This window comes from Candidatus Brachybacter algidus (assembly GCF_016707225.1).
Classification (GTDB): Bacteria; Bacteroidota; Bacteroidia; order Chitinophagales; family Saprospiraceae; genus Parvibacillus; species Parvibacillus algidus.
Genome location: NZ_JADJID010000011.1, coordinates 13,134 through 36,079 on the forward strand (window position 1 = coordinate 13,134; position 22,946 = coordinate 36,079).

Annotated in this window: 15 protein-coding genes and 3 pseudogenes; 2 read left to right on the forward strand and 16 right to left on the reverse strand. The window is 35.3% G+C overall.

Features of this window, described 5'->3' with window-relative positions; all coding sequences use genetic code 11:
• Positions 1-443: 443 nt before the first annotated feature.
• The gene (locus IPI15_RS19260) at positions 444-2,609 is read left to right on the forward strand and encodes a B12-binding domain-containing radical SAM protein (RefSeq protein ID WP_287421808.1); all 2,166 of its coding nucleotides are present in this window, start codon (positions 444-446) and stop codon (positions 2,607-2,609) included.
• Positions 2,610-2,684: 75 nt separating this feature from the next.
• Here the strand turns inward: IPI15_RS19260 and IPI15_RS19265 are convergent, their stop codons facing one another.
• The 16 genes and pseudogenes from IPI15_RS19265 to IPI15_RS19345 all read right to left on the reverse strand — a co-directional run bounded on the left by IPI15_RS19265 (position 2,685) and on the right by IPI15_RS19345 (position 21,826).
• Positions 2,685-4,412, reverse strand: coding sequence for a HAMP domain-containing sensor histidine kinase (locus IPI15_RS19265; RefSeq protein WP_287421809.1), 1,728 nt, complete (start codon positions 4,410-4,412; stop codon positions 2,685-2,687).
• On the reverse strand, positions 4,412-5,533 hold the full coding sequence (locus IPI15_RS19270) for a sensor protein KdpD (protein WP_287421810.1): 1,122 nt from the start codon (positions 5,531-5,533) through the stop codon (positions 4,412-4,414). The genes IPI15_RS19265 and IPI15_RS19270 overlap by 1 nt, the downstream gene beginning before the upstream one ends.
• Positions 5,533-6,720 carry a porin gene (locus tag IPI15_RS19275; protein WP_287421811.1) on the reverse strand — a complete coding sequence of 396 codons (1,188 nt, stop codon included), beginning with the start codon at positions 6,718-6,720 and terminating at the stop codon, positions 5,533-5,535. Before IPI15_RS19275 ends, IPI15_RS19270 begins: the two co-directional genes overlap by 1 nt.
• Positions 6,721-6,724: 4 nt before the next feature.
• Positions 6,725-7,288: a K(+)-transporting ATPase subunit C gene (locus tag IPI15_RS19280; protein ID WP_287421812.1), complete on the reverse strand. Its 564-nt coding sequence runs from the start codon at positions 7,286-7,288 to the stop codon at positions 6,725-6,727.
• 11 nt (positions 7,289-7,299) lie between these two features.
• Positions 7,300-9,369: a potassium-transporting ATPase subunit KdpB gene (kdpB, locus tag IPI15_RS19285; RefSeq protein WP_287421813.1), complete on the reverse strand. Its 2,070-nt coding sequence runs from the start codon at positions 9,367-9,369 to the stop codon at positions 7,300-7,302.
• Positions 9,370-9,386: 17 nt separating this feature from the next.
• Complete coding sequence (gene kdpA / locus IPI15_RS19290) at positions 9,387-11,078, reverse strand: potassium-transporting ATPase subunit KdpA (protein ID WP_287421814.1); 1,692 nt, start codon at positions 11,076-11,078, stop codon at positions 9,387-9,389.
• Between the two features lie 131 nt (positions 11,079-11,209).
• Positions 11,210-11,287, reverse strand: coding sequence for a K(+)-transporting ATPase subunit F (gene kdpF, locus IPI15_RS20075; RefSeq protein WP_353845339.1), 78 nt, complete (start codon positions 11,285-11,287; stop codon positions 11,210-11,212).
• A 258-nt stretch (positions 11,288-11,545) separates the two neighbouring features.
• Positions 11,546-12,889 carry a sigma-54-dependent transcriptional regulator gene (locus IPI15_RS19295; protein WP_287421815.1) on the reverse strand — a complete coding sequence of 448 codons (1,344 nt, stop codon included), beginning with the start codon at positions 12,887-12,889 and terminating at the stop codon, positions 11,546-11,548.
• Positions 12,890-13,203: 314 nt separating this feature from the next.
• Positions 13,204-13,506 carry a hypothetical protein gene (locus IPI15_RS19300; RefSeq protein WP_287421816.1) on the reverse strand — a complete coding sequence of 101 codons (303 nt, stop codon included), beginning with the start codon at positions 13,504-13,506 and terminating at the stop codon, positions 13,204-13,206.
• Complete coding sequence (locus IPI15_RS19305; RefSeq protein WP_287421817.1) at positions 13,487-15,010, reverse strand: reverse transcriptase domain-containing protein; 1,524 nt, start codon at positions 15,008-15,010, stop codon at positions 13,487-13,489. The genes IPI15_RS19300 and IPI15_RS19305 overlap by 20 nt, the downstream gene beginning before the upstream one ends.
• Positions 15,011-15,358: 348 nt before the next feature.
• Positions 15,359-16,705 carry a restriction endonuclease subunit S gene (locus IPI15_RS19310; RefSeq protein ID WP_287421818.1) on the reverse strand — a complete coding sequence of 449 codons (1,347 nt, stop codon included), beginning with the start codon at positions 16,703-16,705 and terminating at the stop codon, positions 15,359-15,361.
• A pseudogene (locus tag IPI15_RS20080) lies at positions 16,705-18,140 on the reverse strand (class I SAM-dependent DNA methyltransferase). The gene IPI15_RS19310 and the pseudogene IPI15_RS20080 overlap by 1 nt, the downstream one beginning before the upstream one ends.
• 2 nt (positions 18,141-18,142) lie before the next feature.
• On the reverse strand, positions 18,143-18,430 hold the full coding sequence (locus IPI15_RS19325; protein WP_287421820.1) for a GNAT family N-acetyltransferase: 288 nt from the start codon (positions 18,428-18,430) through the stop codon (positions 18,143-18,145).
• A gap of 55 nt (positions 18,431-18,485) precedes the next feature.
• Positions 18,486-20,862, reverse strand: a pseudogene (gene hsdR / locus IPI15_RS19335) (EcoAI/FtnUII family type I restriction enzme subunit R).
• Positions 20,863-20,865: 3 nt separating this feature from the next.
• Positions 20,866-21,000, reverse strand: coding sequence for a hypothetical protein (locus IPI15_RS19340; protein ID WP_287421823.1), 135 nt, complete (start codon positions 20,998-21,000; stop codon positions 20,866-20,868).
• Positions 21,001-21,259: 259 nt separating this feature from the next.
• A pseudogene (locus IPI15_RS19345) lies at positions 21,260-21,826 on the reverse strand (DUF5672 family protein).
• Positions 21,827-22,111: 285 nt separating this feature from the next.
• On the opposite strand from IPI15_RS19345, the gene yidD reads away from it, so the two are divergent.
• Positions 22,112-22,324, forward strand: a complete 213-nt coding sequence (gene yidD, locus IPI15_RS19350; protein ID WP_353845340.1) for a membrane protein insertion efficiency factor YidD — start codon at positions 22,112-22,114, stop codon at positions 22,322-22,324.
• Positions 22,325-22,946: the final 622 nt, after the last annotated feature.

Sequence of the window (22,946 nt, forward strand, 5' to 3'; positions counted from 1 at the left end):
TAAAGTTAGAATGAAAAAAGTAGAAATTAGAAATCAGAAATCAAAATGAAACTCCGATGATTTTACCCAGCAGATCAATCCATTAAGGTAAATTTAAAAAAATCTAAAGTCAAACTAACTTTTTAATATTCAATAACTTATTCGATATTATTTATAAATACTAAATATTTATATCATTGAATACTAATACAATAAGCAACTACGATACTTTAGTAATTAATTAAGAAAATTACTTAAGCAACTTTATTAACCTAAATATAGATAATCTATATTATAAGTGCACATTTCTTTGGTATTTTTTTTAAATTTCAATTATATATTTGGCTATTACATTAAATTATAATGTAATATGTGGCACACTTTGCTTCCATTTTTATAAATTCCTTTAAAATTCAAATTCAAAGTACCTTTACGGCTATTACCAATATAATTATAGCGATCCGTTGAATGTCTTTCTAATAACGCCTCCTTTTACGCAGCTTAATACGCCATATCCTGCCACTCCCTACCTCAAAGGTTTTCTGAATACAAAAGGCATTAATTCCATGCAGGCCGATCTTGGAATGGATGTGATATTAAAATTATTCAGCGTAGAAGGTTTGACTGAAATGTTTAATATTGACATCGATCATTCTCAGGCGTCGGATAATGCGAATAGGATATTCAGTCTCCGCAATGAATATATTTCAACCATCGGACCCATAATCGCCTTTCTTCAAGACCAGGACGTATCGCTGGCATATCAGATTTGCTCAGGCAATTATTTACCAAATGCTAGCAGATTTGACCAATTGGCAGACATGGAATTTGCTTTTGGCATTATGGGTATAAGGGACAAAGCGAGGCATCTCGCCACATTGTATCTCGAAGACATTTCAGATTACATCATAGAATTAATCGATCCGTTTTTTGGTTTCAGCAGATATGCAGAGCGGCTTGGTAGGTCAGCGCATAGTTTTGATGAACTTTATGAGCACTTGACACAAGCTCCTTCCTTCATTGATCATATGCTATTTTCTTTACTTGAAAAATATTTTCAAAAATCAATTCCTGACCTGCTAGCTATTTCAGTACCATTTCCCGGCAATCTTTACTGTGCATTCAGATGCGGCCAATGGGTTAAATTGCATTATCCTCAAACAAAAATCTGCATGGGTGGTGGATTTGCAAATACTGAATTGAGATCGCTAAAAGATGTTAGAGTATTTGAATTTTTTGATTTTATCACCTTAGATGATGGAGAAGCACCCATCCTTCATTTGATCGAACACATCGAAGGCAAGCGTCCAATAGATTTCCTAAAAAGAACTTTCACTTTATTAGAAGATAAAGTTCAGTATTTTAATGGTTCTATGGCGCCGGATTACAAGCAGAAGGATGTTGGAACACCTGATTACGAAGGACTTAATTTAAAACAATATTTGAGCGTAATCGAAGTGACCAATCCAATGCACCGATTGTGGAGCGACGGCAGATGGAACAAACTAACCTTGGCTCATGGTTGCTATTGGGGCCAATGTACCTTCTGCGACATCACCCTTGATTATATTGTCAACTACGAATTTACTACCGCCCAAATGCTCGTGGACAGAATGGAAGAACTGATCCTTCAAACCGGTGAGCGTGGTTTTCATTTTGTAGATGAAGCCGCCCCTCCTGCTCTTATGAAGGAAATAGCCATTGAAATCCTCAGGAGAAAGCTAACCATCACATGGTGGACAAATATCAGGTTCGAGAAAAGCTTTACTTCCGATCTTTGCCGCCTGCTGTCTCTCTCCGGATGTATCGCTATATCAGGAGGACTGGAAGTAGCTTCTGACAGATTGCTCAAACTGATAAAAAAGGGTGTCACTGTCGGTCAGGTGGCGAAAGTAGCTCAAAACTTTACTCAGTCAGGCATCATGGTTCACTCATATCTTATGTATGGATTTCCTACTCAAAATGAACAGGAAACGATAGATTCCCTTGAGGTAGTCCGCCAGCTCTTTGAAGCGGGTGTGGTCCAATCGGGATTTTGGCATCAATTTGCGTTGACAGCGCACAGTCCCGTTGGAAAGAATCCTGCAGAATACAATGTCAGATTGATCACTGAAGAAATAGGGACATTTGCAAACAATGACCTCGAATTCGAAGATCTTACGGGTTGTGACCATGAATTATTCAGTGGCGGGCTAAAAAAATCGTTATTCAACTTTATGAATGGTATCTGCTTTGAATATGAGCTACAGGAATGGTTTGATTTCGAAATACCTGAAACCACTATTCAGCCGGATCATATTCAGAATATCTTGGAAGCTGATGAAAGTAGAAATCTGAGCGGCAACAAGCGCGTCCTATTTACAGGCATTCTTCCTTCATCAGAATCACTTGATACTGGAAATATGCTTTTATTATTTCATACAAAATCTGAAACCTTTGAGATAGAGCTTGAGCACCAACAAGGTCTATGGCTCAGTGAAGTAATTTCGAAAGCAGCAAACTATAACGAAACATTAAGCATTTTACATTTGAGGGAGAGTTATGATTTCGCCGGATTAAAAGATTTTGATGAATTCTGGATTGGTGAAGAGATGGAGGCGATTAGGAGCATTGGATTACTTGTGGTATAAAGATTTGGTCCATACGGACTTAGTTTTTTTCATTTTAATTGCTGAGAAATAATTGAAATGTCTTGTTAAGTAGGACTAAGTAAGTGTATTTAAAGTTATGGAAAACTTACTTCCGGCTCCAAATTCAGTTTCTACACTTATCTGTCCGCCTTGTGCCTCTATAAATTCTTTGCTGATGGAAAGTCCAAGTCCAGTACCTTCTTTCTTTGTCCCGGGCACTCGGAAATACCTGTCAAATACTTTGTCTTTGTATTGTGGGGCAATTCCTTGACCTCTGTCCCGAACTGAAATTTGAACATTATTTTTGGTTTCAATAATTGACAAGTAAATTGTAGAGTTGTCGTATGAGTATCGAATTGCATTAGAAATTAAATTGGTGAGTACCCATGCTGTTTTTTCATTGTCTGCCTGCACTTTTGAGATACTATCAGGACATTCAATGTTGAATTTAATCTGCTTTTGGTCTGCTTGAGTTTGGGTTGCATTTATTGCATAGAGCAAGATTTCTTTAGGATCTGCCGGCATTATAGAAAGTTGAATATTGCCGCTTTCAACTTGTGTCATATTCAATAATTCCCCTGTGATTTTCAATAATCTGGTTGCGTCATCTTTAATACTTTCTACTAAATTTTTCTGTTCATCATTAAGATGGCCGATTTCTGCATTTTCTAGCAGCTGCAAACTCAATTTTATAGAAGATATTGGTGTTTTGAGTTCGTGTGAAACTGTGGCTATGAAATTTGTTTTCGCAAAATCTAATTCTTTGTAGCTCGTAACATTTCTCAAAAATATCACATGCCCAACCAAGATTGAATCTTTTTCTCCTGTTGGAACAATTGAGATATGTAAAGTTTCTTTTTCAAAGTAACTTTCTTTATTTTCCGCAAATATTTTTACCGGTGCTCGTTTCTGACCTAGTATTGGATTCTCAATCATAAGATCTGTAATTAAATTACGAACAAGATCATTTTTTAGCGCTAATTCCTGGGTAAAATGTCCGATAATTTCGATTGCAGTGCTCCCAATAATTTTTAATGCTTCTTCGTTTGCAAAAATTACTTTTAAGTTTTCATCTAATCCAATAACAGGGTCGTGCATATTGTTAATAAGCGTTTCAATTCGCTTTTTCTCCATCATCAATTTTGCCAAATTGCTATTATTATATTCCTCCAGTTTTTCTGCCATGGAATTAAAAGATTTGGCTAGCTCACCAAATTCGCTGTGGCTTTCAAAATGAACTCTTTTTGAATAATTTTTAGCTGCAATTTGTTTGATGCTTTCTGTCAATTCTTTTATAGGGTTAGCAATATTTGAAGGTAAATTAACCAACAAAATAAAGGCAATTAAAAAACAAATAGTCCCTGTTACGACTATCCAAAATACCGCCTTATCTGCCGTAGTTTTAGCTACTTCACTTTTGCGTTGAATGGCTTGCATATTCATATCCATTATTTGAAATAAGTTTTCTTGAATAGCAAGTTGGACACTACTGTTTGAATTGCTTTTCTTATACGCTTCGAAATTATTTCTTAGCTCCAGATTCGCATCGAGTTCTCCTATTTCTGTGGCATTGTTCTCTTGTTTTTTAAGATTGTCTTCAATGACTTGAATTGTTTTTTCGGAAGGGTTGTTCAAAACAGAAAGTATGTTTCTAGAGTAAAGTAGTGAGTTGTAATTTGCTTTTAAAATATTTTCTGTATCCGACTTTAAAGCATTAATATTAAATGCACCTACAATACTTAATAGTATAATTAGGATAAATAAAAGCCCAACACCTAATGTTAATTTAGTTTTAATTTTCATTATGATAGAATAATAAGGTCAATATCGTTCGATGATAAATTTTTTAAAAGCTGACTGAATATACTAGGAGACAAAATAACGCTAAAAAAATTCAAATGAGGTTTTCCTATGCAGATGGTTGTAATTTTTCGTTCGTGTGCTTCTTCTATAATAGCATTTGATATAGATGATTTTTCAATTTTAATGATTTCTGCTCCTAATTCAGTGGCTAATTTAAAATTATTAATCAGATGTCGTTGCTTTGCTAATTCAATCTTATCCACACTTTCTTTTGGTGTTTGTACATATAGTACATACCATTTACTATGATAGTAATTGGCTAATCGAGCAGTCTTTCTGATAACACTTTTTGCTGTTATTTCATTGCTGCTAATGCATGCTAAGAATCGCTCACGCTTTAAAAAACTTGGCTTACTAATTTCTGTTTCCACTTTTCTCTCTACCTGCGAGGCTACCTCCTTTAGAGCCAATTCACGTAGTTGCAATATATGGTCACTTTGAAAGAAATTTTTCAATGCTGTTTCAATTTTATCAGCTTGGTAGACCTTTCCTTCTTTCAATCGGGCAATAAGTTCATCAGCTGTAAGATCAATATTTACTACTTCATCAGCTTGCGCAAGCACACTGTCAGGTATTCGTTCTGCGACTTCAACTCCGGTGATTTTTTTCACATCTTCGTTCAAACTTTCGATATGCTGAATGTTTACAGCAGAAATAACATTGATACCTGCCTCTAAAATTTCGATTACATCCTGCCAGCGTTTTTCATTTTTACTTCCTTCTATATTAGTATGTGCTAACTCATCTACAATGACGACTTCAGGCCGCAAGTTTATTACAGCCTGAACGTCCATTTCTTCTAATTCTTTACCTTTATAAAAAAGTGTTCTTCTCGGAATAATCGGCAACCCTTTCAACAAGTCGTGTGTTTCTTTTCTATTGTGTGTCTCAATAAAACCAATTTTTACATCAATTCCATTTTTCAATAAAGCCCGAGCCTCTTGCAGCATACGGTATGATTTTCCGACACCGGCACTCATACCAATATAAATTTTGAATTTACCTCGCCTTGATTTTTTTATCAAGTCAAGGAAATGTTGAACGGTTTTATCTTTATCCATTAGAAGGAAATGGCTAATGCTGTTGTTACAAAATAATTTTGTGAACTTGACGCGTTGTCTAAGGTAAATATTTTATCCTGACTGGCAAACCCTCTGCCTTCTATTCTCCACATGACATTGTCAGTAATGTTATAATCCAGATTTAAAGAATATCCAAAGGTTTGAAATCCATTTACAGTACCAGTATAAATAATTACACCATTCGCATCGCTGTAATATTCTCCACTTGCTGCAATACTAATTTTATCAGATGGCGAGTATTTAGCAATAAGTGCCGGCGAATACCAATTATTGTAGTCGCTACTACCTTTTGATTTTTGTTGAGCACCGATATCAAAACCTACAATCAAACCAAATTTTTCATGGAGTTGAAATTTTCCATAGAAATTATGAAAGTACCGCATCTGCCTTGTGCTATCGGGTGTATCACTTCCAATAAATGAACTACTGTTTAATGTTATTTTTGAATTTGGTTTGTAGATTAACTGATGTCCAATAGCAGGCATATTATTTCCATTTACCCGCTGTATGCGTTGCCAGCCGTTCAATACCAATCCGCTTGCAAACCATTTTTCATTGTCGCTGGTATAGGATATTTTCACACCGCTTTCAAAGTAGGGAGAATTATCTGCCAATATACTTCTTGTTAAGTTCCAGCAGTCTTTACCAATGGCACTTTCAGAACCAATGTGGGAAGCAAAAATTCCTGCATCAATCCATAAGTTCTTATGTTTTGAAATTTTTACTCCAGCATTAGCCTCATAAATATTTTTTAAAACACCGGGTTCTGCTGCAAGGTTGGCATTGGAATAGGTGCCCGCCATCAAAGCTAAATTGGCTCTTACCTTTTCACTGGAATAGCTAGCTTTCAAGAAACCAATATTTAAATTTACCTCATTGCTGCGATTGAAAGCATAAACAAATGCAGGACGATTATGATCCAATGGTTTGCCAAAGTCATAGCTATAATATGTTTCCAAATAGCCTGATATTTTGAAATTGTCAAGTGTTTTTGAAGTTGGCTTATTGTAAGTATTGTTCAAACTATCTTTTAACTCGTTCTTAATTTGTGCAATGACAGATCTGCGTTCTACTTCTGACAAAAAGGTTTGAGCATTAATATTGTTAAATGCACCGATCATAATAATGCCAAGACCTAAAATCAATTTTATATCTAAGTATTTCATATTTTTATTTCTTAAGATTGTCTAATGCAATGTTTAGCTTAAGCACATTTATTTTCTTCGGGCCAAATATTCCAATCAATGGTTTTTCTATTTGCACTTTAATAAGTTCTTGTAAAGTTGCTTCAGTAGTATTGCGAATTTTAGCGATACGCTTTACTTGCACATAAGCTGCCTGCACCGAAATGTTTGGGTCTAAACCACTACCACTTGCAGTCATCAAATCAACAGGAATTTCAGATTTTATAACATCAGGATTATGCACTAAGAAAGTATCTATTCTTGCTTGCACTTCAGATAAATATTCTTGGTTGGAAGCTCCCTTATTACTTCCACCAGAACCTGCTGCGTTATATCCAACTGCTGATGGCCGCGAATTGAAATACCTATCTTCAGTAAATGTTTGCCCTATATTTGAATAATAGGTTTTGCCATTTTGTGTGATGATTTCGCCTTTGCCATTATTTGGTGCAAATTGTGAAATACCAAAAACTATTAATGGATAAATTATTATGAGTAGAACAAGACTGAGAATTGTCAGCTTTATAGCTGGTAACAAATTTGTTTTCATTTTTTTTATTTTTAAATAAATATGGATACTAAAATGTCAATTAATTTTATTCCTACAAAAGGAACTGCAATACCTCCCAGGCCATATATCAATAGGTTTCTTCTAAGCAAAGCACTTGCCCCTATAGGTTTGTAAGCCACACCTTTTAATGCAAGTGGAATTAAAAGAGGAATGATAATTGCGTTAAAGATTACGGCAGAAAGTATTGCACTTTCAGGTGAGTGTAAATTCATAATATTTAACCCTTTTAAAGCAGGAATAGCTACAATAAACAGTGCAGGAATAATAGCGAAATATTTCGCTACATCATTCGCAATACTGAATGTGGTAAGCGTTCCTCTGGTCATTAACAGCTGTTTTCCAATTTCTACAATTTCAATGAGTTTTGTTGGATCATTATCTAAATCTACCATATTGCCTGCTTCCTTGGCTGCTTGCGTACCGCTGTTCATTGCTACGCCCACATCTGCTTGAGCCAAAGCGGGTGCATCGTTGGTGCCGTCACCCATCATCGCAACCAGCCTTCCTTCTGCTTGTTCTTTTTTGATGTAGTTCATTTTATCCTCAGGCTTTGCTTCGGCAATAAAGTCATCTACACCGGCTTTTTCGGCAATAAATTTTGCAGTCAAAGGATTGTCGCCCGTAACCATCACGGTTTTGATGCCCATTTTACGCAAACGCTCAAATCGTTCGCTGATGCCTGTTTTAATGATGTCTTGCAATTCAATGACACCAATCACCTTATCGTTTTCTGAAACGACTAGTGGAGTACCTCCATTACTTGAAATCATTTTTACCTTTTCCGCAGTTTCCGCTGGAAATAAGTTTCCTGATTTTTCACACAAGTCTCTGATAGCATCAGATGCTCCCTTCCTAATTTTAGTATTCTCAAAGTCAACTCCGCTACTTCGTGTTTCCGCAGTGAATTTTATAAAAGTAGGATTTGTCATTCTATAACTCAAAGGGTTAATTCCTGCCAATTCAATAATAGATTTACCTTCAGGTGTTTCATCACTCATTGAGCTCAATACAACACACTTTATGAAATGGGTTGGATCTATTCCATTGGCAGGATAAAAGTGAGTTGCCTTTCTGTTACCAATGGTTATTGTTCCAGTTTTGTCTAAAAGCAACACATCTATATCACCAGCAGTTTCTACAGCTTTACCACTTTTGGTAATTACGTTTGCTCTTAATGCTCTGTCCATGCCTGCAATGCCAATAGCAGAAAGCAATCCACCGATAGTTGTTGGGATTAAGCATACAAATAAGGCAATAAATGCAGAAATTGTGATGGGTGCATTGGCATAATCGGCAAAGGGTTTAAGCGTTACAGTTACGATAATAAAGACCAAGGTAAATCCGGCTAATAAAATAGTTAGAGCTATTTCGTTAGGTGTTTTTTGTCGGCTGGCACCTTCAACCAAGGCAATCATTTTATCTAAAAAACTTTCCCCTTGTTCTGTATTTACCTTCACTGTAATTCTATCTGACAACACTTTTGTTCCACCAGTGACAGAACTTTTGTCGCCACCAGCTTCCCGAATTACAGGAGCACTTTCTCCGGTAATGGCACTTTCATCAATAGTTGCTAATCCTTCTACTATTTCACCATCCATTGGTATGATGTCGCCAGCTTCACAGAAGAACAGATCACCTTTTTTAAGTTGTGAAGATGCAATAATGGTAAATGGTAGATTGTGAATGGTCAATTGTTCCCCACCATTCACTATTTCCTGTTTATCATTTACTATTTTGGCGGGTGTATCTTCTCTAGTTTTACGTAAGCTATCGGCTTGTGCTTTACCTCTTGCTTCGGCAATGGCTTCGGCAAAATTTGCAAACAATAAAGTCAATAGTAAAACAAGAAAAACAGTAAAGTTATAAATAAAACTACCCTGTGATTTCTCGCCTATTAAGATCCAAATGCAAACGAAAAACATCACAGCTGTTCCTATCTCCACAGTAAACATAACAGGATTGCGAAACATTATTTTTGGATTGAGTTTTACAAAAGACTGCTTGAATGCTTCTTGCATTAAGTCCTTTTGAAACAATGATGTATTATTAGATGCGTTCATATTTTTAATTTATTAAATTATTTCAACATTGAAAAATATTCTGCGATTGGACCTAAAGCCAATACAGGGAAAAAAGCCAGTGCAGCAATGATGGCGATAACAGTAAATACCATTAATCCAAAGGTGGATGTATCGGTTTTAAGTGTGCCGTTGCTTTCGGGAATGAATTTCTTTTCTGCCAGCAATCCGGCAATAGCTAAAGGGCCTATGATAGGAAGGAAACGACCTAATATCAATACAAATCCAGTGGAAATATTCCACCACAATGTGTTGTCGCCTAATCCTTCAAAACCACTACCGTTGTTGGCAGCCGAAGAGGTATATTCATAAAGCATTTGGCTAAAACCGTGAAACCCTGGATTAGTTACTGTTGCAGCTGTATGTTGAGGCATTGCTGCCGTTAAAGCAGTTCCTACTAATATCAAAAATGGATGTAATAATGCTATAATCATTGCAATTTTCATCTCGCGCGCCTCAATCTTTTTACCCATGAATTCCGGAGTTCTGCCTACCATCAAGCCGCTTATAAATACAGCGAGAATAATGAAGATGAAGAAGTTTAGAATTCCTACACCTACACCTCCATAAAATGAGTTGATCATCATGGCTAGTAATTCGTTCATTCCTGATAATGGCATTGAACTATCGTGCATAGAGTTAACTGAGCCTGTTGAAATAACTGTTGTTACAATACTCCAAAATCCAGATGCTGCAGCTCCCACTCTTATTTCTTTTCCTTCCATGGCTCCAAGTGTATTATCTATGCCCATAGCAGAAATTGCAGGATTTCCTTTCATTTCCATAAGAATATTGGGAACAGCCAACATAAGGAAACCAACAGTCATCACACCAAAGATCATCCAGGAGAATTTTTTCCTTCTAATGAAATATCCAAATGCGAAAATCATAGCAAAAGGGATATTAAGTTGTGCAAACATTTCAGTCATATTGGTCAAGTAAGAAGGATTTTCAAATGGATGTGCGCTATTTGTTCCAAAAAAACCACCTCCATTTGTTCCAAGATGTTTGATGGCAACAAAACCGGCAACAGGTCCGGTGCTCACTTGCACAGTGTCTCCTTGTAAGCTTATCATTGTATCTTTTCCTTCAAAGGTCATTGGTGTTCCTTCGAATGCCAATATAGTAGCGATAACTATTGATAGAGGCAAAAGTATACGCGTACAAGACTTTAAGAAATATGCATAGAAGTTACCCAATGATTGGGTTGACTTTTCTCTAAAAGCCTTAAAGACAACTACTGCTGCTGCCATGCCAGTTGCGGCAGAAACGAATTGAAGAAACATAAGCCAAAATTGCCCTAAATAACTCAATCCTGTTTCTCCTGAATAGTGTTGCAAGTTGCAGTTGACCAAAAAAGAAATTGAAGTATTGAAAGCCAGGTCTGCTGACATTCCAGGATTGTTATCGGGATTTAAAGGAAGAATATTCATATTCATTAAAACCCCCATACTGATAAGAAACCAAAGTAAATTAATGCACAGGAGCGCTGATAAATGCTGCTTCCAGTTCATTTCCTCACTAACATTTATGCCCGAAATCTTGTAGAACAAACGTTCCAAAGGGTTGAAAATGGGGTCGAAAAAAGTCTTTTCTCCTGCATATACTTTGGCGATATATTTACCCAGAGGTATTGCCAACAATAACGTAACCACGAACATCACAACAATGCCTATAATTTCTGTATTCATTTTTTATTTTTTAAAGGTTAAACCACTAAACCAGGAGTCTGAAATGACCAAAGACTCTCAGAAATACCCCACTTGTGCGGGTATCTGATTTGATGTCATTTGTTTGTTTCGTTACATTCGTTCGTTTGTATTTAAAACTTTTCAGGTTTTAAGAGTACATAGCATATATAGATAAATACTGCGATGGAGATGATGAATAGTGCTATCATAGTATTAAATTTTTTCAAACCAGTTAATGGCTTTGTAGAAAAGGGCAAAAGCCAATAGCCCTGATAGAATTAAAATTATGGTTATCATTTTCTAAACTTTTAAATGTTCCTATTAATCTTATTTCAATTTATGATCCACATCTATTTTATCAACATAAGTTGTTGATACAGATGTATTTAATGGCGAAATGGAAATGTGCCAAAACAAAAAACCCTTTCATTTTGAAAGGGTCAATCATGTCATTATGAAAGGGAAGTTTATTCTAAACCGTATTCTGCAATTTTCCGATATAGTGTAGTTAAGGCGATGTTTAACAAATCGGCGGTTTTAGTTTTATTGCCGTTGGTGTAGTTCAACACTTTTTGGATGTGTATTTTTTCTGCACTGGCTAAGTTGAAGGCGGAGAGTGTTTTATCGTTTCTAACAGGAGTGGTAAGGATTTGCAAATCAAGAGGTAAGCTTTCAATAACTAATTCATCATCTGAAAGAATTACACTTCGTTCAATTATATTTTTTAGTTCTCGAATATTGCCATTCCATTGATGCTGCTTCAATGCTTCTATATATTCTTTAGATATTGATGTTACTTTTTTGTTGGTTTTAAAAAGAAAGGATTTTAAAAAATAATTTGCTAGATCTTCAATGTCAATAACCCTTTCCCTAAGTGGAGGTAATTCAATTTGAAAAACTGCAATGCGATAAAATAAATCTTCTCTGAAATGCCCAAGCTCTATTTCCTTTTGCAAATCTCTGTGAGTAGCTGCAATAATGCGAACATTTATTTTGGTTGGTTTACTTTCACCTACTCTTATAAACTCATTTGTTTCCAAAACTCTTAATAGTTTTGCTTGCAATTCCAAAGGCATTTCTCCGATTTCATCTAAGAAGATCGTACCATTGTTAGCCTCTTCAAAAAGCCCTTTTCGATCTTTGTTTGCTCCGGTAAATGCACCTGCTTTGTGCCCAAACATTTCACTTTCAAGTAATTCCTTACTGAAAGCAGCGCAGTTGATAGCGACAAAGTTGTTCCTATTTCTCTTACTTTCTTGGTGGATAGCCTGAGCAAATACTTCTTTTCCAGTGCCTGTCTCACCTGTTAGCAAAACAGTTGTATCAGTTGCAGCAACTTTACGGGCTAATTCAATTGCTTTTTGAATGGGCTTTGATTTACCAATAATCTTATCGAAAGAATGTTTATCGCCAAGTTGCTTTTCAAGTTGTTGTACTTTTTTACCCAAGTCCACTTTCTCCATTGCTCTGTAAAGCAATGGAATAATTTTGTTGTTGTCATCCCCTTTTGTAATATAGTCAAAAGCACCATTTTTCATGGCTTGAACACCATCAGGAATGTTACCGTATGCCGTTAGTAGGATAATTTCAAGTAAAGGAAATTTGTCTTTGATTTTTTTTGAAAGTTCAACTCCGTTGCCGTCTGGCAGTTTTACATCGCATAGAATTACATCAACTTCAGATTGATCTAACTTTTTCCACGCACCTTTGCAGTCATCTGCTTGCAACACTTCAAATCCTTCCAAGCTAATGATCCTAGCTAGCAGGGTTCTTAACTTTTCTTCGTCATCTATGATTAAAACCTTTCTCAAAATAGCGTCTGTGTTACTTACAGTGCAAATTTAGTATTATTAACTAGTGTGGTGAATAAAATGTGGCTCTTTTGGTTTTGAGCAGCATTGATGAGTATTCCGGAGCAAAGGGGGCCACTTTTTATCTATATTTTCAATGATGTTTTGGGTGTTATTTTGGAGATAGAATCCAGAATCACTTATCATTAAATATTGGCGAGCCAAAACGACTGATCAATGCGCTTTTGAATGACTCTCGTAAACCAGAAGGTTGCAAAAAATATTTTTTTTGTACTGTTTGTTTTTCAATATTCAATGTTCAGTGTCGAGCTGGTTTAGGATGAGGTATAACGATTTGCAGCTATAAGAAGTTGGCGATTTCGAAGCACAAAACTGTCAACCTGCACGAAAGTTTGATTGAAAAACTGAACTTCATTTAACCACTGAACCGCCAATTTCTTATAGGTGCTGTTACAAGCTGCCCTTCTGTCTTTCGTGGTTTGTCTGTCCGCTGTGTCGCTGTGTCTGTGCGGTTGGAAAGGCATACTCTTTTGCAAGCTTTGGCTCGTGGGCTGGCTTGTGTGGCTTGCAAATGTGTATGACTTTAGCGTTGGCATTTTATTTAAGTCTTGCTTCATGGAATTTCATTAAGTCATTAAATTTTTTCCAAAACTTTCTGCTTTGCCTTTTCACAAAATTGTCTCCGTTGATTGATTTCATAGAGTCATTAGCTTTGTTAATGTAGCTTAGATAATTGCCCCAATAATATTCATTAGTTTTTTCATAAATGGTTTTGTCCGCTTTTGAAGGTCTGTAAATAAGTTTTCTTTTTGCTCCTCTGTGTGTAAATCGCTTATAAAGTCTTGACTTGAATAAACTCTTGTCAGGATTTTTACTGTGTATCGCCAACGAAGTTGATTTTTTGAATGTACTTTTCATTGACCTATAAAACTTTGAAAAGCCAGAAGTTTTTATCAAAACCCTTTGTCCGTCATATGAAAAACCTAAATACTCTAGTGTTTTATTATGATTTGGAATTTTAGTTTTTTCATTAATTTCAAAACCAGTAAATTTTCCATTCACTTCCTCAAATCGAAAAACTTTAGTCTTATTTGGTTCAATTTTCAAATCAACAACGGTTTCAATTTTCTCTCTGATTAGTTTAATAATATCATCTTCATATTGTTGCTCGCAAATAATTATTAAATCATCGCTGTATCGTTGATAAAAGCCACCAATTGAAGAAACTCCATCAAATATTTCTTGGTCAAACTCCAACATATAGATATTTGCCAATGTTGCACTAATTGGACTTCCTTGTGGTATTCCTACTGAATTGTTTTTTGAAATAACAAGGTTCAAATTCTTTATAAGGAACTCTTTCTTTTCGCAGTAATGACTTGCCACTTTTTCCTTGAAAAATTTACTACTCTTAATTTTCTTTCTTACAAATTCAGTTTTGTTTGAAAGATTTGGAATACCAGTTTTTACCATCATAGTATTTCCATAACTTTCAAATAACTGGTCGCCTTCAATGTATTTTATATTTGTCAGGGCTTTAAATAAGTTGTAATGGTCTTGTGGTAGGGTAGTTTCGTTTAAAACTTTTGACCATTGCTTCTTTAAAGTTCTATGATTTAGATTATCAAAAAAAGCTGTAACATCTGCAATTATTACGGTCAGTTTTTTTGACTTGTTATTATGAATAAACTCAAAGGTTGTTTTAGCAAAATCAATATTGCATTTATTCTTGTCCGAACCTTTTGAAATTGGGATTTTACGATATGCAACTATCGATTCATTGAAATTCTTGTTTTCAATATGTTTCTCGTAAGCAGTTGCCAATATTTCATTGTACTTTGATATTATAAGAGAATCTAAATGTGAGGCAAAGAAAATATCTCTGACTTTTGGCTTTCCAAGAATTCTTGTTCTTTTTCTACTTGGTTTTAAAACTGAAACAGAATTGTCTGCCCTAAATTTTCTTTTTACAATTGATTTGTGGATTAACGGAAGGAAACTATGTGTTCTAACTTTTTCAGAATTTTCAACATACGCTTTTACCCAATTATAATCTTTGATTGTAATTGGTAAACCTATATGAGGATACTTCTTTGTTTTAAACCACTTTTCTAATTCCATTTTATCAAGTTAAAAAGAGGGGGCAGATACTAATAGTAGCAGGTTTGAAATGTACATGCTCTGTCGAAGCTTTAACCCTCTTTCGAGGGAGGCAACGCTACTCTTCTCAGGTATAGAAATTGTTATCTTTGTATGTCAAATCATAAACACAATAAATATGCTTAGAAAATTCATCCGCAGACCCAACTTCAGGGCTTCAACAGTTGTTACGCTGTTGATAACTCTTTCCTCATTAATTCCTTTGCAGGAAAATTTGGAAATTGGTATTTTCCTTCCCAGCTAGCGTATGTCCTAGACGTGGTACCATTTAGCAAAACGTATCATTCCGACCCTCTGCCCCCAAAATCTTTATTTATCTATTTCATTTTCTAATATTTTATTTGTTTCAAAAGTTTCATTGAACATTGCTTTCATTAATGTATTTCCGTGTTTGTCAAGGGTTTCAATTTCTTGACTTAGTTTAAGACACTTGTTCATAAGCAGTTCCACTTTTTCAATAATTATTTTCTGTTCCTCTCTAGGTGGAAGTGCAAAAACGAAATTTCTCAAATATGTCTGGCTAATGTTGGGTTGCGACATTCCCCAAGAATCAGAAATCATTTTTGCTCGTTGTGCCATTAAGAAATAGAACAGATATTTCGTTTCTATGAATTCATTAAAAAAGAAACCACAAATTGCTTGGTTCGTACTTGCATCTCTGTTTAAGATTGAAAGTTTCCCTGCTGTTGCTCCATACATTGCTATTAGTAATGTTCCTTTAGGAAACAACGTTGCAGAAGATTCTTTTAAACCAATTTCGGAAATTTTCTCTTCTGATTCGGCATCCAAATATGTATCGGTTAATTCACCTGATTTATACCATGTAATGTCGCCAAACCAATAGCTTGCATTTGCTCTTAATGGAGTCCCACCAGAAGTTGTTGAATACAAATCCCCAAGTCTGCACCAAACCCAATTTTCAGGGATTTCGTGTGGAATTTCATTTTCGGAAATTGGGCCAAGCTCTTTCTCCTTTTTGATTATCTTTTCTATAACTTTTTTCTCTTTGTCTTTTTTAATGAGTTTGTATAGTTCTGCGGCAGATTCTTTAGCTTGATTATTTTCCCGCCAATTACTGGATAATTTGCCTGATATAGCTTCCTTAAGAATTGATTGTTTAATACTAAATGTTAATTGTAACTGTTTCTGTTTTTCTATGGAAAGATTTTCAATTTTTTCTTTAACGTCTTTTATTTTTTTCAATGTATTCGTTTGTTCATCTTTTTCAGGCAACCAAACAGTTTGATTGAAAAATTTATCTTTTTGAAGTCTTATTCTTTGAGTTGTACCATCGCTTCCTCTTTTGCATATTTCATCAAACCATGATGTAGCAGTAAGTTCAAGGAATAATTCTTTTAAAATTATTCCTTCATCAATTTCAAAATACCAAAAGTCATTAGTGACAATAGCATCCTCTAACTCTTTCGTAATTATTCCAAATGCACCATTTCTTGCGTCAATGCCTGAAAGTATAAAGTCGCCCTCCTTGACTAAATACATATTTGATTTTATTTCAAAGCCTTTCTTTATTTCACGCAGTGTAACTCCCTTATGGTTCATTTTAATTGTAACCAGTTTATATTCGGAATTATCTTCTAAATCAATTGGACGTTTTATCCGCTTAAGAAAATCACTAATTAAATATTCTTTTGCCATTACATTAATAGTTTTTCAATTTCCTCAACTATTGTTTTAGAAACAGTTATAGATTTATGTAATGCCTTAATGTTTTCAGAAGTACTTAATATTTCTTCTTGAACAACTGCATTCGTATTTTTTATGTCCAAATCCCAATTATTCAAATCATTTACATTTACTTTCCAGCAATTATCATTTTCAATTCTAGTTTCCCACCAGTCAATGATTGGTTGAAATTCTTCAAATTGAATTGGCTTTGTTTTAGAATATGATTTTTGTCCTTCGGGTAATTTATGTTCGTAATACCAAATATCATTTGTAGGTGAACCTTTTTCGAAAAACAACAAATTAGTGCTAACAGTTGCAGGAAAAAATGTGCTTTGAGGTAAGCGGATTATTGTGTGTAAATTACAATCCGTTAATAATTTTTCTCTGATTCTTGCTTTTATTCCATCGCCAGTAATTGAACCATCAGGTAAAACTATCGCACATCTTCCACTTGGTTTTAATAGTTGTAACATTAGAATTACAAATAAATCCGCAGATTCTTTGCATCGGTAAGTTGAAGGAAAATTAGTTTCAACTCCGTCCGCAATACTTGCACCAAATGGCGGATTGGCAAGTATTACATCAACCTGGTCTTTCTTCCCAATGCTGTTGTACTCTTTCTTTAAACTGTCAATGTAATGGTAATCGGGAACGTCAATTTCGTGAAGAATTAAATTAGTTAAGCCTAATACATAAGCAACTGGTTTTAGTTCCCAACCAGTTATTGAGTTTTGTAAAATAGCGTCATCATCTACTGTTTTTACATAAGTGTCTCTTACATGGTCAATAGCAGCAGTTAGAAAACCTCCAGTACCAGCAGCAGGGTCAAGTACTTTTCGCCCAGTTTTGGATCGGTCATCATTGTCATTAATCGAGTTACTGCACGTGGCGTATAATATTCGCCTTTGTTTCCCGCATCTCTTAACTCCTGCAAAATGCTTTCGTAAATATTTCCAAAAACGTGTTTATCTTCTGATTTTGTAAAGTCAATTTCATTGAGTTTGTTGATTACCTTTCGCATTTCATAACCACTTTTCATGTAGTTATTTGTGCCATCAAAAACCTCTTTCACTATCATTGCACGTTTTGGATTCGCTGTACTTTTGATTTCTCTCAAGGATAGAAAAAGCCCTTTGTTTGCAAGTTCGTTGCTGTCAATAAAATTTATCAATTCATCGCCTGTAATTCCTTCGGGATTTGTTGCCCAATTTCTCCATTGGAATTTTTCGGGAATTACAGAAACATAGTTGTCTTTTATAACTTCAAGTTCTTGGTCTTTGTCGTCCATGATTTTAAGAAATAACATCCAACCTAATTGCTCCAATCTTTGAGCATCGCCAGAGATACCTCTGTCTTGCCTCATTATGTTTCTTATACTGCTTATTACTGCTCCTACATTTGCCATTGTTATCCTAAATAATTAAATGATTTACTTCTTAATAATTCGATTGCCCTGTTATTATTTGGCTGAGTTACAGCGTATAGTTCATTAAAGTTTTCCAATGTAAGAAAGTGCTTTATGAATTCATTTAGAATTGCTTTACTAAACCCTCTTGCTCTGTATTCAGGGTGAACATAAATTGTGTTTACATAGTAAGAATTCCTTTTTTCATAATAATTATGCCCTATTCCATAAGCCACAATTTCATTTTCATCATTTTGAATTAAACAAAACCTTAATGAAGTATCCCACATTGCTGTTTTCTATTTGCTCATATTCTGCATTATTTTTTTCTAATATGAATGGCATTTATGCTGCTTTATAAAGTTCGTTTTCTAATTCTTTTAATGCTTGTATATAATTTTCCTTTCCACCAAAAGCATTAATAATTTCAAGTGGTGAACCTAATTTGTTTAATGGGTCGAGTTTTAAAACATCCAAACTTTCAATAGTGAGCAAATCATCATCAGCGTATTTGTCAAGCAAACTTTTGATTACAGATTGTGCTTTCTCTCCGTATTTAGTAAAAAGTTGTTTTCTTTACGTTGTTTGCCCTTTCCTTTCTTGTCATAGGTTTAGCTTCTTAAGCCACATGACAAAATCAAATCAAAGGGTCAAAGTCTTTGCCGATTTCTTCTTTCAATGCTTCAAAGAAAATACCTTGCTGTTCCAACGCTTCAACAATGGCTTTTTTCTTGTCTGCGTTTTTCCATGAATTTAAAAATGTTTCAAGTGTTGCGTATTTTTCAATTACATTTTTCTTCGTGTAATCTTTCAGACTTTCAGTTATTATTCGTCCATCTGCTCCTAAATATTGGACACGTTCATTTACAATTTTAACTTCAACTCCGTTAACTCTTATTTTTTCTCTTGGGTTTGGTTCTGCTACAATGAAGCCACCACCAGTAATAATTGGATATTCAGGTGCCGGAAATTCTACATCGCCACCATCAACCACATCAACAATTGGTTCGTCTGTTACTTCATCGTCTGTTCCTGAAATATCATCATCTTCCGTAACATCTTTAATCATTACAGGGTCGCCATCAAAATTAGGGTCTGCAAATAGATTGGTTACATTTCTAAAATCCAGAATGGTGAAATACGTTTTTCCGTATTCTTCATTAATACGTGTTCCTCTACCAATAATTTGTTTGAACTCTGTCGGTGAACCAATATTACTATCCAATACAATGAGTTTGCAAGTTTGAGCATCAACGCCAGTAGTCATTAATTTTGAAGTTGTCGCAATAACAGGATAGCGTTCACTTGGATTTATAAAACTATCTAACTCTCTTTTTCCTTCTTCATTGTCGCCTGTAATTTGCATCACATACTTATTGTTTTGAGCAACTAAATCGGCATTGGCGTTAGATGGTTCCTGGCCTTCGGCATGCTCAATGTCAATGCAAAAAACAATTGTTTTAGCGAAGCGGTCATTGCCTTTTAAAAATTCGGTTATTTTTCTTGCAACTAATTCTCTCCGTTCATCAACTACAATGTTTTTGTCAAAGTCGGTTCTGTTGTATATTCTATCTTCAACTGGATTACTATTTTTGTCTAAAAAGCCCTTTGATGGTCGCCAACCTTCTGCATCAATGTCAAGCGTAACTTTTATTACTTTGTAAGGAGCAAGGAAACCATCATCAATTCCTTGTCTAAGTGAATATGTGTAAACAGGTTCACCGAAATAATGAATGTTTGAAGTTTCAGTTGTTTCCTTGGGTGTGGCTGTCATGCCCAAATGAGTTGCCGTTTTGAAATAGTCTAATATTTCACGCCATTTGCTATCTTCTTTTGCACTTCCTCTGTGGCACTCATCAACTACAATTAAATCAAAAAATTCAGGACTAAATTGTTTGTAAGCATCATCTGATTTGCTGTCTGACAGACCTTGATACAATGCTAAATAAACATTGTAAGCGGTGTCAATTTGTTTATGCTTAATGATTGTCATTGCATCTTTGAAATGCCTGAAATCACCCCTTGCTGTTTGGTCTATAAGCGAAGTTCTGTCTGCTAAAAACAGAATTCGTTTTTTAGCTCCACTTTTCCAAAGTCTGTAAATAATTTGAAATGCTGTATAAGTTTTTCCTGTTCCAGTTGCCATAACCAAAAGAATTCTGTCTTGCTTTTTAGCAACAGCTTCAATTGTTCTATTAATGGCTATTTGTTGGTAATATCTTGGTGAACGCCCTGAACCGTCTAAAAAATAGTCAGTTGAAACAACGCTTTCAACTTCTTTGTCTTCAATGCCTTTGTATTTTTTGTATTTCTCCCAAAGTTGTTCAGGACTTGGGAATTCGTCATTTGAAATTTCTGTTTCAATGTTTCCACTTGTAACTGTCTTGTCGTGGAAATAAAAACCGTCTCCGTTGCTACTGAATACAAAAGGAATGTCCAATGTGTTGGCGTAGCCTAATGCTTGTTGAATACCAGATTTTACAGAATGATTATTGTCTTTCGCCTCAATGATTGCAATAGGTACGTTTGGTTTGTAAAATAAAATGTAGTCCGCAAATTTCCGTTTTCCTCTTGCTGTAATTTTACCCTTCACATAAATGCGTCCGTCAGTAAAAAATATTTCTCGTCCGAGTTGAGTTTGTTCGTCCCAACCTGCCTTTGTCACGGCTGGTGTGATAAACTTCTCTTTTATGTCGGCTTCTGATAAGTCCTTTTTGTTCATGTTCTACTTTTTATTTTCGGTCGGTGCGTTGGCAAATTTTAGCTCTTTTGGTTTTACGAAGCGTTGGCTTGTGTTTCTGGCAAAACCAAATGTGCTAAATGTGCGGTTGGCATTTATGTCGTTTTTCTGTCTGTTCATGTTTAGCACTGTCGTCTTTTAGGGTTGCTTGTAACTCGTTTATATCCCTCACGTTGTGGCGCATATATCGCTAATATGGACATATATGCGCAATAAACGTGAGGCATATTTATCTCAAATATATCATTTAGTTACACACTGTCAAATGTTGACCGATTTTACTAAAATACTTGAGTGCTGATATGTATGTTTATTTAAGTTGTTTTGAAGTTATTTGCACAATAACATTTGGGCCTATATATTCTTTTCCTTTAATTATCTATTCCATATATTTCCTCCAAAATTCCATGCCATACCTTTCATAAGCATGCACTGTGAATGGGATCTCCCCTCCGATCATTTCTATCGCTTGCTCAGGTTCCATTTCTATGCAGAAACGCAACGCTTCTTTAATCCCTGGCTTTTTTATTTTTACAAAAGGAAGTTTGGCGACCAATAGCCATATAAAGTCTTCATTTTTTTGATCAGCGCATAAATCAAAGATGCAACATTATTTAATTTGATAAATAGTACATTCGTCCGCCGCAGACTCACTCCGCCATTTCCCTATTTCTCCTTTCATGATCGGGAAAAGTTCTATCCATACCTTCGCCTTCGTTTGTTCCGGCTTCCAGAGCCAAGGTGAACCGATATAATCATAACCCTTACTACACCACATATCCAATTCATCTCTGAATACCCAGGCATCATTCTGCATGATGAAGATATATTCAAAGGCCTCGAATGTCCTATAAAACCATTTAGCACAAAGCATTTTATTGTAAGCTGCTATACCTTTAAAGTGATCGGCATGCATTCGAATGATCTGATCTTCTATAAAACCCATTTCCTTGTACTCTCTGTAGTCATTATCAGGCCAATGATACGTATGGGATGATTCCCCAGGACCTTAAAGTCTGTAACATTGACCTCTTTTCCTCCTCTGAAGATATTGTTTTGTAAACAGGTATGAGGACAATCTTTATTCAACATGATAATTTGTCGTAAAAATATGAATTTAACCATTGTATTCTAAATGCTTCAGATCGGACTTCCTTTTAGGAAAAACTATTTTTAAAAATTAGGTTGTTGGTAGAAAGTATGAATGCAATCGGAAAGATATTGGTAAAAAATATTGATACTGCCCATCAGGCTCTACCAACTAACACTGAGCCCACTCCTGGGCGCCAATAAGTGCCGTTATCAACCAACTTGTTCGCATTATGCCATCGATGCACTTAAGGAATGGGGAATTTTCAAGGGAAGTTGGCTTGCATTAAAACGCATCGCTAGTTGTCATCCATGGGGTGGACATGGCTTTGATCCGGTACCGAAGAAGAAGTAGATGGCTAATAGTATGACCGTATATCAGTATTACAGTATGACAGTATATCAGTATGATAGTATATCAGTATGACAATATATCAGTATTACAGTATGACAGTATATCAGTATTGCAGTATGACAGCATAGGAGTATTATAGTATATCAGTATGACAGTATATCAGTATGGTAACTTTTGGGCTTGCTTTATTGACAATACAAATTATAGTATCTAGTCAAATTCTATTATGAACCTTAAACCCACTTCGAATCAAAAGTTTACAATATCCTGTGAATAGAGTTTTGGGCCGTAGGTCCTAACTGTTTGTAAACCAGTATGATGACATGAAAACTTGCCCCGTAGGTGGCTACCTAAATCCCCAATATTTATAATTTAATGCGAGGAAGCACAAAAGTGATAACAAAGCCCTAAGCGAAGGGCCAAAAAATGATAATACCCTATTAAATAATATACAAGTTTACCAGTAGTCAGTGCACCGAATAATATTTTTTACTTAACGTGCTAAATCGCTAATGTGATAATGCATTAATGCGCTAATATCCTACTTCTTAAATTGCATCTTGTTCACCTCTACAGCTATCTGAGCACCAAGAAGTAAACCGGCATCGCCATCCTCTTGCAA